This window comes from Streptomyces sp. NPDC001851 (assembly GCF_040297165.1).
Taxonomy (GTDB): Bacteria; Actinomycetota; Actinomycetes; order Streptomycetales; family Streptomycetaceae; genus Streptomyces.
In genome coordinates this window covers 67,674-79,942 of record NZ_JBEOYR010000031.1, presented here as the reverse complement: position 1 = coordinate 79,942, position 12,269 = coordinate 67,674, and the positions used below count along the sequence as shown (strand labels likewise).

At 71.5% G+C, this 12,269-nt stretch carries 9 protein-coding genes and 1 pseudogene; 2 read left to right on the top strand and 8 right to left on the bottom strand.

Annotation, left to right across the window (positions count from 1 at the left end):
* Positions 1-58: 58 nt before the first annotated feature.
* The 3 genes and pseudogenes from ABT171_RS34460 to ABT171_RS34450 form a co-directional block, all read right to left on the bottom strand.
* Positions 59-328, bottom strand: coding sequence for a hypothetical protein (locus tag ABT171_RS34460; RefSeq protein WP_351250338.1), 270 nt, complete (start codon positions 326-328; stop codon positions 59-61).
* A 117-nt stretch (positions 329-445) separates the two neighbouring features.
* Complete coding sequence (locus ABT171_RS34455) at positions 446-1,594, bottom strand: enolase C-terminal domain-like protein (protein WP_351250337.1); 1,149 nt, start codon at positions 1,592-1,594, stop codon at positions 446-448.
* 477 nt (positions 1,595-2,071) lie between these two features.
* Positions 2,072-2,457, bottom strand: a pseudogene (locus tag ABT171_RS34450) (thiamine pyrophosphate-dependent enzyme); the annotation flags it as partial.
* On the opposite strand from ABT171_RS34450, the gene ABT171_RS34445 reads away from it, so the two are divergent.
* On the top strand, positions 2,387-4,303 hold the full coding sequence (locus ABT171_RS34445) for an SDR family NAD(P)-dependent oxidoreductase (RefSeq protein WP_351250336.1): 1,917 nt from the start codon (positions 2,387-2,389) through the stop codon (positions 4,301-4,303). The pseudogene ABT171_RS34450 and the gene ABT171_RS34445 sit on opposite strands and share 71 nt — an antisense overlap.
* 72 nt (positions 4,304-4,375) lie before the next feature.
* Here the strand turns inward: ABT171_RS34445 and ABT171_RS34440 are convergent, their stop codons facing one another.
* The 5 genes from ABT171_RS34440 to ABT171_RS34420 all read right to left on the bottom strand — a co-directional run bounded on the left by ABT171_RS34440 (position 4,376) and on the right by ABT171_RS34420 (position 11,121).
* Positions 4,376-5,611, bottom strand: a complete 1,236-nt coding sequence (locus ABT171_RS34440) for a cytochrome P450 (protein ID WP_351250335.1) — start codon at positions 5,609-5,611, stop codon at positions 4,376-4,378.
* Positions 5,612-5,775: 164 nt separating this feature from the next.
* Positions 5,776-8,613, bottom strand: a complete 2,838-nt coding sequence (locus tag ABT171_RS34435; RefSeq protein ID WP_351250334.1) for a type 2 lanthipeptide synthetase LanM family protein — start codon at positions 8,611-8,613, stop codon at positions 5,776-5,778.
* A 123-nt stretch (positions 8,614-8,736) separates the two neighbouring features.
* Positions 8,737-8,937: a DUF6229 family protein gene (locus ABT171_RS34430; protein WP_031163102.1), complete on the bottom strand. Its 201-nt coding sequence runs from the start codon at positions 8,935-8,937 to the stop codon at positions 8,737-8,739.
* Between the two features lie 349 nt (positions 8,938-9,286).
* Positions 9,287-10,294, bottom strand: coding sequence for an NADP-dependent oxidoreductase (locus ABT171_RS34425; protein ID WP_351250333.1), 1,008 nt, complete (start codon positions 10,292-10,294; stop codon positions 9,287-9,289).
* Positions 10,295-10,416: 122 nt separating this feature from the next.
* Positions 10,417-11,121, bottom strand: coding sequence for a TetR/AcrR family transcriptional regulator (locus ABT171_RS34420; RefSeq protein WP_351250332.1), 705 nt, complete (start codon positions 11,119-11,121; stop codon positions 10,417-10,419).
* 90 nt (positions 11,122-11,211) lie between these two features.
* On the opposite strand from ABT171_RS34420, the gene ABT171_RS34415 reads away from it, so the two are divergent.
* Complete coding sequence (locus tag ABT171_RS34415) at positions 11,212-12,264, top strand: alcohol dehydrogenase catalytic domain-containing protein (RefSeq protein ID WP_351250331.1); 1,053 nt, start codon at positions 11,212-11,214, stop codon at positions 12,262-12,264.
* The last annotated feature ends 5 nt before the right edge of the window (positions 12,265-12,269 follow it).

Genomic DNA, 12,269 nt, shown 5'->3' with positions numbered 1-12,269 from the left:
GGAAATCGAGGTGCGTGGACCGACGGTCTTCGGCGGCTACCTGCGCAACCGGTTCGCACTACTCACCACCGAGTGGGGTCCCGAATCGGGAGACCTGACTCTCACCCAGGAAGCACGGCATGCCGAAGGTCCAGTAGCGGCCGATCGCCTTCCAGGTGCTGCCGCCGTCCCGGGACTCGACCATCTCCTCAAGGCCCAGGTAGAGGTGGTGCGGGTCGCTCGGGTTGGCCGCGATGACCTGGTCGTACCACGCCTGGGAGCCGGGCACCTGCCGGAAGTGGGGCGCGTCCTGGGCGTACAGCCCGAGCGAGGCGGTGTCGAACCGCACCTCGCCTTTGACGGAATTACGCGGCGCCTCCTCCAGCTTGCCGCCGTCGAGCGTCTGACGGGGTCGCGGTGCTCCGTTGGCTTCGCCATCGGTCTCACCTCTCCTTCGCGAGCTTGGTCAGGCGGTCCGGGTTCCGTAGACGCGGTAGCGCTCGGCATCGGGCCACTTGACCTCCAGGCCGAGGCCGGGCCGGCCGGTGTCCGGGCGCAGGGCACCGCCGTCGGGTGACAGCGTGCCGTCGAACAGCAGGCGTTCGAGCCGGACGTGGTCGTGGAAGTACTCCAGGTGCCGCAGCCGGCGCACGGCGCAGAACGCGTGAGCCGAGACCGCCGGCGCGCAGTGGGCGGACAGGTCCAGGTGGTGGGCCGCCGCCAGATCGGCCGCCTCCAGGACACCGGTGATGCCGCCGCAGCGGGTGACGTCGGCCTGGAGGCAGTCCACCGCGGGCGCCCGGACGAGATTGACGAAGTCCTGTGTGGTGTAGGCGTACTCGCCCGCCGTGATCTCCAGCCTCTCCGGGCCCCGCTCCCGCAGCATGCGCAGACCGTCCAGGTCGGCCGAAGTGACGGGTTCCTCGAACCACCGCACGTCCCACTCGTCATGGAACCGGCGCGCCCAGTACAGCGCCTCTTTGCGGCCCAGGGACCCGTTGGCGTCGGTGAAGACCTCCGGCTCGTCGCCGATGGCCCTGCGTACGGCCGTCAGGCGCTGCGGGTCGCGTCCAGGGTCCCGGGAGGTCTTGAGTTTGACGCGCGGAATGCCCTGTTCCACCCAGCCGGTGAGCTGCTCGGTGAGCCGGTCGAGGGAGTAGTTGGTGAATCCGCCGCTGCCGTACACCGGTACCCGATCGTGCCGGGCGGGAAGCAGGTGGATGAGCGGCAGGTCCAGCAGCCGTGCCTTGAGGTCCCACAGGGCCACGTCCACCGCGGAGACGGCCATGGCTCCGACGCCGGGGCGGCCGGCGTTGCGGATCTGCCGTTGCAGCCGCTCCCACAGGGCCGCAGGCGCGGTGACGGCCTGTTCGTGCACCAGCGGCGCGAGCTTGGACTCGACGAACGAGGCGACCGACACATCCCCATAGGTGTAACCGAGCCCGGTGCGGCCGCCGGCGTGGACCTGGACGAGGACCATGGTCGTGGAGTCCCACTCCAGGGTGCCGTCCTGTTCCTTGCCGTCCGGTCCGTCGGTCGGCACCTCGAAGGCGTGCACATCCACCGAGTCGATCCGGGACGCCGCCAGGTCCACGGTCGCCCCCTCACCGCTCATGAGTGCCGTCCCGGCATGCGCTCGGCCACCTCGGTGAGCCGGCCGGCACAGGCCACCTGGTAGAAGTCGTCGATCTGCGGAGACGTGAGCGCACCGTCGGCTTGGAGCCTCGCCGATGGGCGAAGAGGGGTGAGGGGAGTCATCTGGGCCTCTGCACTGGACTGGCTTCCTCTGCATCGCCATGGGTCCCCGCCATCCGTCGCCCTATGCAAAGACCACCCGGCCGGCCAGGGTTTCGCGTCGGTCGATGCGCCGAACGGCCCACCGGTCCCGCGGTCTCCGGACGGAGTGACTCCCCGGCGTGCCACCGTGCACCCGAGGTGGTCCAGGCACCTGGGTCGTCGTCCCGGGCAGCGCCCCGGCGGCCCCGCGCGCGGAACGCCCGGGCCGTGGCACCCCGTCACCGGCGCTCGCGCCGGTGACCACCACGAGCTGGCTGTCCTGCGCCGGGCGGCTTTCACTCCGCCAGGGGACCGCTCATTTCTGGCCCCGGCCCGGGAGGTGTTCGGCGTATTCGGTGATCTTCTGGCGCACGCCTTCGCGGTGATGCCGGCCTTCTCCGGGTCGTGGAGCGCCGCCATGGCGGCCTTCTTGCCCTGGCCTTCATGATGCGTGGCGGGATCGGGGCGATCTCGTTGTCGACCTTGGTGATCATCTCGTTCATGCCGTTCATCTGGAACGCGCCGTCACCGACGAGCGCGATCACCGTCCGGTCCGGGTGGGCGAACCGCGCCGCGATCGCGTACGGCGTCCCCGGACCCATCGTGGCCGGCGTCCGACAGCGACGCCCGCATGCCCTGGCGCAGCTTGAGGTTCCGCGCCCACCAGTTGGTCCCCGAGCCGGAGTCCGCCGTGAGAATGCACCTCCCCGCCACGGCCGTCGGCCGTATCCCCGACGGCATGGACTTCAGCGCCGCTGCCACCCTGCCCGTGGTCTTCCTCACCGTGCACCACAGCCTGCACCAGCTGGCCCGCCTCGCCCCGGGTGAGACCGTCCTCGTCCATGGCGGCGCCGGAGGCGTCGGCCTGGCCGCCGCCCAGTACGCCGAGCACACCGGCGCCCGGGTCATCGCCACCGCCGGCACCCCCGCCAAGCGTGACCTGCTGCGCCTGCTCGGCATTCACCACGTCCTGGACTCGCGGTCCCTGGACTTCGCCGAGCGGGTCAGGGCACTCACCGAAGGCCGCGGCGTGGACGTGGTACTCAACTCCCTGGCGGGGGAGGCCATCGGACGGGGGCTGGAGACGCTTCGCCCCGGCGGGCGCTTCATCGAACTCGGCAAACGCGACCTGTACGCCAACAGCCGCCTGCTCCTGGGTCCCTTCCTGAACAACCTCACGTTCTGCACCACCGACCTGGCGCAGCTGGCCCAGGACCAGCCGCAGGTCGTCACGGAGCAGCTCGCCGAGGTCTGCCGGCGCATCCACGAGGGCGTCTACCGTCCCGTCCTGCACCACGTCTACCCGGCCGACCGCGCAGCGGACGCCTTCACCGCCCTGCAGCACTCCCGCCACGTCGGGAAGGTCGTCATCACGCTGGACGACCGTCCGAACGACCGACGTTCCCCCCGTACGGGCAGCACGCGAGGGAAGTCCTCCGCGAGCTCACTGCGCCTCGATCCGCACGCGGCCTACCTGGTCACCGGCGGTCTGAGCGGTTTCGGAGCGGCCACCGCCCGCTGGCTCGTCGACCACGGCGCCCGGCACCTGCACCTCGTCGGCAGGCGCGGCCCCGCCACCCCGTACGCGCAGAGCCTGGTGGCCGGTCTGAACGCACAGGGCGCGACCGTGCACGTACACGCCGCCGACGCCGCGGTCAGCGAGGCGATGCGCGAGGTGCTGGGCGCCGCCGACACCCCCGAGCGCCCCCTGCGCGGCGTGATGCACGCCGCCATGGTTCTCGACGACGCACCGCTGACCCAGCTGAGCGATGACTCCGTCCGCCGCGTCGTGGCGGCGAAAGCGGGCGCGGCGCTGGTCCTCGACCGCCTCACCCGCGACAGGGAACTGGACTTCTTCGTCCTGTACTCCTCCGCGTCCGCGCTGCTGGGCAACCATCGCCAGGCCAACTACACCGCGGCCAACATCCTGCTGGAGGCACTGACGCGCTCCCGCCGCGACGCCGGACTGCCCGCCCTCGCCGTCGCCTGGGGCGCGCTGGCCGACGTCGGTTTCGTCGCCCGGCACGATCTGAGCGAGTTCATGACCCAGATCGGTCTCCCTCCGATGCCCCCGAAGGACGCCCTGGCGGCACTGGAGGCGCTCCTCGTCGCCGGCGACGAGGCCTCGGACGGTGTCGTCATGGCCGCCGGCATCGACTGGGGCCGGGTACGGCACACCATCCCCGCCCTCGCCGCACCCCGCTTCCGCCTCGTCCTCTCCGACACAGACCATGAGGACGGCTCCTCCCACCGGGAGCTGCTGCAGGCGGTCGCCACCGCATCCCCCGAGCAGGCGCACGTCCTGGTGACCGAGGCTGTCATCGACATCCTCAGTCGAGTGCTGCAGACCTCACCCGACCACATCCCGGCCGACCGGCCCCTGGAGCAACTCGGCCTGGACTCCCTGATGGGTGCGGAGCTGATGTCCGCCATCCATCAACGCCTGGGATTCAGCCTCCCGGCCGTGGAGATCTACAACAGCCCCACCGTCGACGACCTGGCCCGGCGCTGCGCACGCCGCATGAGCCGCGCAGCCTCGCCCCGGTGACCGCGGACGACGGAATCCTCCGCCGCGTGCGATGCCCCCACGTCGCGTGCACCGGGAAGGGGACCGAGGAGGTCAGCGCGGCTCTTGGTCTTCGGGAGCCGTCAGCACGACGGGCAACCGCTCCAGACCGCGGCTGATCAGGGTCGCCTTGTAGCGCACGGGTTCGTCCTCGGCCATCGGCCGGCGACGGGCCAGCGCCGTCAGTGTCAGCTGTGCCTGCACCCGCACCAACCGGGCTCCCAGGCAGAAGTGCTCTCCCCACCCCAGGGACAGGTGCTGTGGCACCCGTCCGGTGTCCAGTCGGTGCGGATCGGCGTACACGTCCGGATCCCGGTTCGCCGCTCCCACCAGCAAGCCGACGACGGTGCCCTCGGTGACGGGTACGCCCCGGATGTCCGCGTCCCGCAGCGCTACCCGCGGCACCAACTGGATCGGTGGGTCGAACCGCAGCAGTTCCTCCACCACGTCGGGTGCCGTCCGAGGACACTGCCGCAACCGGGCGAGCTGATCCGGATGACGAAGCAGTGCGTGCAGGCCGTTGGCGATCAGGTTGACCGCCGGCTCGAAACCCGCCACCACCAATTGGCTGACGCCGGCGATGATCTGCTCCTCCGTCAGCAGCGACCCGTCCGGCCCGGGGCCCACCAGAGCGCTGACGAAGTCACCGGCGGGATGACGCCGGCGCTCCTCGATGAGGCCTCCCAGGTACCGGGCGAAATCCAGCCTGGCGCAGGTGACACGCGCTCTCGTCTCGTCGTCCAGCAGCGCCTCGGGGTCGAAACCGGCCGCGAGGCACGACAGCGCCTCGAACCAGGCCGGCCGCTCCTCCAGGGGCATGCCGACCACAGCGCAGATCACGTCCAACGTGAGCGGGACCCCGAGGTCCTCGATGACATCGACCTCGCCGGACGGGCCGACGCGGGAGACGAGTGCGGCCACCCGGTGGCTGATGGCCGGCCGCAGGCGGTCCACGGCACGGGCGGCGAACGGCCCTGCGACCCGGCTGCGCAACCGGCGGTGCACGGGCGGGTCCGTCATCAGCAGTGACCTGCCGTCCATCCCCAGAGGCTTCATCCCGAACCGCGGGTCTGCGAGCACCGCCAGGCACTCCCGGTACCCGGTGACCGCCAGTACGCCGTCGGAGAGACGGACCACCGGTCCCTCACCGCGCAGGAGATCGAAGAACGGATAGGGGTCGGCCCGGTATTCCGGGGAACGGACATCGACAGGCAACTGGTCCCAGAAGCCCGAGGCCACGACGGTGCTCTCCACGGTCATCGTGCCCATCGCCTGCGGGTCGGCCTTCATCACAGGTCCTTTCGGACCCGATCACCTACGTCGGCAGCAGACCAGGGCCCATGGGAGAGGAGATCAGGGAGCAGCGAATCAATTGTCGATGGTAATTGCTTGTGCCCGACATGATCCGGAAATGCGCAGCACGCAAGGGTGCCCCTTTCGGATGCCTTCGGGCCTCAGTCCAGCAGCAGGGGACTGGGCAGGTCCGCCGCGGGATGCATGCGCAGGAGCGTGTGCAGGACGCCGGCGAGGCCGGACATGAGGCTGGGTGAGAACGCCTCGCGGGCCAGGCCGCCCACGGGGCCGCGCTGTTCGAGACCGGTGAGGATCTCCGCGTCGAGGTCCAGCGGGTCACCGAAGCCCAGGGAGGTGAGGAACTCCCAGAGGCCGAGGTCGCCGTGACAGAGGGTGTGGCTCCAGCCGAAGCCCTCGGCGGCGCAGGCACGTGCGGCGCGGCGGGCCATGTCGAGGTGGACGGGATCGCCTGTGCGTCGGTGCAGGTCGAGCATGCCGATGCCGATTCCCGCGCTGCCGTGGCACCAGCTGGTGAAGAAGTCCTCCTCGGCGCCGATCCGGACGTCGAGCCAGTTGCCCTGTCCGGGCCGCCAGAGGGACTCCTGGAAGGCGAAGGCCTGCTGAGCGAGGCGTCTCCAGCCGCGGCGTTCGGCCTCGGAGCCGGCGTCGCTGAGGGCGAGCCGGGCCAGCGCCCAGCCGATGCCGGTGGCGCCGTGGGCGAAGCCGCCGATGCCCTCGGGGTTGAGCCTGGTCGTCCAGCGGGCGCCGCTCGCGTCGAGCGTGGCCAGCCCGGTCAGCCGGCGCCCGATGTGCGCGGCGGCGCCGAGCCACCGGTCCTGCCCGGTCGCGGTGGCCAGGCCGAGCAGGGGGACGATCGCGCCGGCGGCCCCGTTGAGGAGGTCCACCTCGATGTCCTCCTCGACCAGCGGAGCGCCCTCGGCGAGCAGCTGGGCCCGCTCGGCGGCCCGCTCCAGCAGCCAGTGCTCACCGAGCACCCGGTGCAGCGCCAGCCACGTCCACACCTGGGAAGCCGCACCGCTGAACGCCCCGGCCGACGGCGTCGGCGCGCGGTCCTCGGTGCCGAGCAGCACCCGCACGGCGCCCTCGAACGTCTCGGCCACGCCCGGCACCTCCTCGGCCCGGCCGGCCCGCACCTCGGTCAGGTACTCCGCGAGCGTCAGCGCGACCCCGCCCTGCCCGGTGTAGAGGTCGGCGGGCAGCACCCGGATGGACCACCCGGCGGGAGTGAAGACGGGGCTGATCCAGGTGACCGTACCGTCCGCGCCGCGCACCGCGCCTTCGCACAGCCGTCGTACCATCTGCGCGGCCAGGTCCCGGCGGCGCCGCTCCCGGTCGCGGGCGTGCGGGTCGCGGGCGGCGGCCTGGACCCGGGCGGGCAGCGAACGCTCGTTGAGGTAGGCACCCACCAACGCGTCCTGGATCACCGCCTCCTCCAGCGCCAGATCGGCGGTGCGCCAGTCCTCGACCGTGCCGCGTACCGCGGTCGCGTCCACGGTGAAGGTGAACATCGGTACGTCGCCGGCCAGCAGGTCCGCGATCTCGCTGTCGATGGTCGCGCGGTCGGTGGGCGCGCCGGGCAGCACCTCGGCGTTGCGCCGCAGAATGTCCCGGGCCCGCTCCACGGCTGCCGCCTCGTCGTGCAACGACGCCGGATGCCACAGCATCCGCCCGATGTCGACGTACGCCTGCGTCGGGCGCCGGATACGCCGCGCCCGGGTGCCCTCGAAGCGGCGCAGCAGCCGGTACGGGTCCTGACCGGGCCGGTGCAGGTGCGCGGTCATCTCGCGGAAGCCGGCCAGGATCCGGTCCCAGTACGTGCTCAGGACCGGAGTGGGGCTGGGGTGGTTGCCCGTGACGGGCATCGCCACCAGGTCCACCTGGAAGCGGGCCGCCGCGGTGCCGCCGTCCGCGATCACCGGGTTCGGGATCAGCGGCTGCTGACCGGGCAGCGCCCCGACTCCGGAGATGTCCACTCCGCCGAGCGCGAAACCGGTGCCGCGCACGGGCAGCAGTCCGGTCCGCAGTACCGTGCGGCGGATCGCCGCCGCGGCCACGTCCACCGCGTCACCCCGGTCGCCGGGCGGGAACGCCGCCGGGGCGTCGAAGAGTGTCTCCGCGTCCACGATCACCGGCACCGGCCCTGCGGCGATCATGTTCTCGGCGTGCATGTCGGTGCCGCCGATGAACCGGAGGACGGCCAGCCAGTGTCCGACACCCCGGTAGAACGCGGCGAGTTCGGCGTCGTCCGCGCAGTACCGGTGGGGGACGAACTCGGCCCAGCCGTAGCCCTCACGCGCCAGGGTTCGCGGCACACGGATGCGCTCCTCCGCCGCCGGGACACCGGGAAAGTCCGTGAACAGCTGGTCCAGCAGGGCGCCCAGGGCCACATCGATCCCGGACGGCCGGGGTTTGTACATGACGCTTCCGCCCGCGAAGTCGACCCGGCTGACGGACAGTCCGCCCCGGTGGCTGTCGCCCGCGCCGAAGCCGACGGCCCGCAACTCCCCCGGCGATCGCCCCAGCAACGGCACCAGCACCGCACGGTCCGCGGCGAGCCGCGTCGCGAACGCCGTCGTCGCCGCCACCGACAGCCGCGCCACGCACGCGATCCGCCGACCGAGGCTCGGGTACCGGTCGGCCAGCCGGTCGAGGTAGCCCGGCTCGCCGGCCTGCTCGATGAACGCGGACCACGTCTCCGTGTCGGTGACGGCCTGCCCGCCATGCGCTGTTCCCGCCTCACCTGACGTCAGGCGCAGCGCGTGCAACTCGATCAGGAACAGGCGGGAGAGCTTGGCGTGCAGGGACCTGAGGAGGGCGGTGTGCCCGGCTTCCAGCACCACGTGCCGTGCTTCCCGGCCGAGTGCGTCCACGTCGGCCAGACCCCGGGCCAGCTCGTCCCGCCAGGGCCGGGCGATGCCTCGTACGGGTTGGGTGAACCATTCCGCCTGGTCTCGCGTCTCCGGCCCCGAACCGCTCACCGTCCACCTTCCCCGTCCCACCGTGTCGCGCCGTCGAAGGCGCCCGGACAGATCCCGCGAAAGCTCTCCCCTACCGGAGGCCCTCACAGGGCACCGGATGCCTCCGAGGGCGAGGCGGACTCGTCAGCAGCACCAGCTGCCGTGCGAACCGCTCGGGCTGGAACAGAAGCCGTAGAGGGAGTCGCTCGGGTCGGTGAGTGCCGCTTCGGCAGCCGTGCCGCCGACGTACAGGGGCCCGGCGGGGTTGGACTGGCCGTACGCGCTCTCGGCGCCCGACAGCCAGGCTTCGATCACGGCGGTGTGGGACACACGGGTCTGGGGCATGGGTGGCCTCCGGACGTAGGAAGGGGGCGGATTGCCCAGCCCTGAGTATGGCCGTGTCCGAACAGACGTCAGATGGCCGATTCGGCCACACTCACGTGGTGCTGCTGCGGCGCTGTGTTATCGCCGGGGCCGACGAGGGGGTGCGACGGGCACACCGGGCCACGTTCTGGGCAACGGAAGGCTCCGGCGCACGGCACGGTGAGGGGGACAGAGGTGGCGGAAAGAGGTCTCGACGTTCGGGCGGGTGTGTGAGCGCGGGACGATCGGTGGTCGTGGCGGGCGTGCCGCCCTGCCCGGCGCCGACCGGGGGGGGCGGCGGCGGGCCGTGACGTGCGGTGCCCGGCTGCGGTCATGCCAGCTCCAGGACGAGCTTGCCGACGTTCTGGCCACGGAAGAGCATCTGCAACGTCTCGGGGAAGTCGTCCACGCTCCCCCGCACCACATGTTCCTTGACCTTGATGCGGCCGGCGCCGATCCAGGCCGAGATCTCCTGCGCTGCCTGCGCGTAGCGCTCGGCATAGTCGAAGACGACGAAGCCCTCCATGCGGGCGCGGCGCACCAGCAGCGAGAGGTAGTTGGAGGGGCCCTTGACCGGCGTGGCGTTGTTGTACTGGCTGATCGCACCGCAGACCACGACGCGCGCGTGCATCGCCAGCCGGCTCAGGGCGGCGTCGAGGATGTCTCCTCCCACGTTGTCGAAGTAGACGTCGATGCCGTCCGGGGCATGGCGGCGCAGCGCTTTCCTGACGTCTTCGGCGCGGTAGTCGATCGCCGCGTCGAATCCCAGTTCCTCGGTGAGCAGCGCGCACTTCTCGGGCCCTCCGGCGATACCCACCACCCGGCAGCCCTTGGCCTTCGCGATCTGACCCGCGATGGTGCCGACCGCACCGGCCGCCCCGGAGATCACGACGGTCTCGCCGTCCTTGAGTGCGCCGACGTCCAGCAGGCCGAAGTAGGCGGTCATGCCGGGCATGCCCAGGGCCCCCAGATACGTGGAGGGCGGAGCGAGGGAGGTGTCGATCTTCATGGCACCCCGGCCGTCGGAGACCACGTACTCCTGGACGCCGAACGCTCCGACCACGTGATCACCCGGCTGGAAGTCGGGGTGGCGGGACGCGGTGACCTCGATGACCGATCCGGCGCGCATCACCTCACCGATGCCCACCGGCGGCAGGTAGGAGGGGCGGTCGTCCAGCCAGCCGCGCATGGCCGGGTCCAGGGAGATGACGCGCGTCCGGCCCGCGAACCGGCCGGGGCCCGGCTCCTCGACCGGCCCCGAACAGTGCTCCCAGTCCTCGGGTTTGACCGCGCCCACCGGGCGGGCGGCCAGCCGGATCTGGCGGTTGGTCACGGACATCGCGGCTCCTGTCGTTCAGTGGCTTCGCCGCAGGGTACCGACCGGTGGGTATGTCGAGGTGTGTGATGTCCACCACACGCTGCGGCCTGGCGTCGCAGTGATCGGCTGCGGAGCCGGGCCCGTCAGCGAGTCGAGGCCCGCCGCTCGGCCGAGCCCTTGCGGTTCCGCTCCTGGAGCAGGCGTGCGGTCTGCTGGGACACCGGCGCCGCCAGCAGCGCGGTGACCAGGTCGACCAGCCGGCTGGTGAACAACCGGTCGTCCCTGCGGGGGCGGCCGGCAGCGCGGGCGGCGAGTTCGGCATGACAGAACCGCATGGCGGTGAAGCGGGTGTGGAACACCGCGGTCGACTCGGGATCCAGCAACGGTTCCACCAGACGCCGCCAGGGATAGATGCTCGACCCCTTCGTCACGACGGTCTCGACCAGGGGTTCCGGGCGGTTGAGCAGTTCGGCCACGATCTGCAGGAACTCGCGGCCCCCGTCGGGGTCGGCGAGTTTCGCGGCGGCCGGCAGCACCAGTGCGGCGGCGAGGGACCGCAGGTCGTCGGCGCCGCTGTCCTCGTACTGCTGGAGCAGTGCCTCCCGCCGGGCGTCCACCGCGGGCAGGTGCTTGTCGAGTACGGCCCGCAGCAGACCCGCCCGGTCGCCGAAGTGGTACTGCAGGGCCATCGCGTTGCGCTGACCGGCGGCCCGCTTGATCTCGTTGAGCGACGCACCGTCGACGCCCTTGGCCGCGAACAACTGCTCGGCGGCCCGGATGAGCGTGGCGCGAGTGTCACCGGCCTTCCGGCTTCGAGGTGACGTGGCCCGCGTCTCATGTGCTGTCACGGGTGCCCATGCTAGCGTCACCCCGCCGAAGTAATACACGTGCATTAATAACTGATAGAGGCGCCTTGGTGCGCCGCGGGAGTCAATCCAGTGAAGGCACTGACCTACCACGGCCCCCACGACATCCGTTACGAAGATGTCCCCGACCCGGCCGTCACCAGCCCCACCGACGCGCTCGTCCAGGTCACCACGGCCGGCATCTGCGGCAGCGACCTGCACATCTACGGCGGCCACGGGTTCAGCCCGCAGACCGGTTACACCCCCGGACACGAGTGCGTCGGTGTGGTCGTCGACACCGGCGACCGGGTCACCCGCTTCAAGCCCGGCGACCGGGTCCTGGTTCCCGCCTCGGTCGGCTGCACCTTGTGCGGGACCTGCGCGAAGGGCCTCACCGCCCGATGTGAGCGAGCCCATGCCCCGACGGACCTCTGCTACGGAGTCGGCCCGCACCTTCCGGGCAGCCAGGCCGAGGCCCTGGCCGTGCCCCATGCCGACATCAACCTGGTGCACCTGCCCGAAGGCATCTCCGACGAAGCCGCCATCGTCCTGACGGACAACGCGCCCACCGCCTGGTACGGCTGCCGCCGCGCCCGCATCCAGCCCGGCGAGACGGTTCTCGTCATCGGCCTGGGCCCGGTCGGCCTCATGGCCGCGCAGTCCGCCTTCGCGATGGGTGCCGCCCGCGTGCTGGGCGCGGATCTGGTCGCGGAGCGCCGGGCCTTCGCCGCCACCCTGGGCGTGGAGCCGGTCGAGGGCGACGACACGCGAACGGCCGTACGGGAGATGACCGCGGGGCGCGGACCGGACGCCGTGGTGGAGGCAGTCGGCTCGGACGCCACCATTGATCTGGCCCTCAAAGCCGTCCGGCAGGCAGGACGGGTCAGCGTCATCGGCGTCAGCCAGAGCAAGGCCTTCCCCTTCCACATGGGGCTGGCCCAGATCAAGGAGCTGGAGTTCGCCATCGGACTGTGCTCGATCCACTACGAACTCCCCGCTCTGCTCCCCCTCACCCAGGCCGGCCGGATCACCCCGGAGGTCGTGGTCTCCCACCACTTCGCCCTCTCCGAGGGCCCCGCGGCGTACGAACTGTTCAACAGCCGCACCGCCGGTGTCCGCAAGGTCCTCCTCGACCCCACCCGTTGATCTCG

Coding starts and splice junctions, on each gene's coding strand:
- ABT171_RS34425 (WP_351250333.1), bottom strand. CDS start 10,294: ATGTCCGTGACCAACCGCCAGATCCGGCTGGCCGCCCGCCCGGTGGGC.
- ABT171_RS34430 (WP_031163102.1), bottom strand. CDS start 8,937: ATGCCCCAGACCCGTGTGTCCCACACCGCCGTGATCGAAGCCTGGCTG.
- ABT171_RS34445 (WP_351250336.1), top strand. CDS start 2,387: ATGCCCTGGCGCAGCTTGAGGTTCCGCGCCCACCAGTTGGTCCCCGAG.
- ABT171_RS34455 (WP_351250337.1), bottom strand. CDS start 1,594: ATGAGCGGTGAGGGGGCGACCGTGGACCTGGCGGCGTCCCGGATCGAC.
- ABT171_RS34440 (WP_351250335.1), bottom strand. CDS start 5,611: ATGAAGGCCGACCCGCAGGCGATGGGCACGATGACCGTGGAGAGCACC.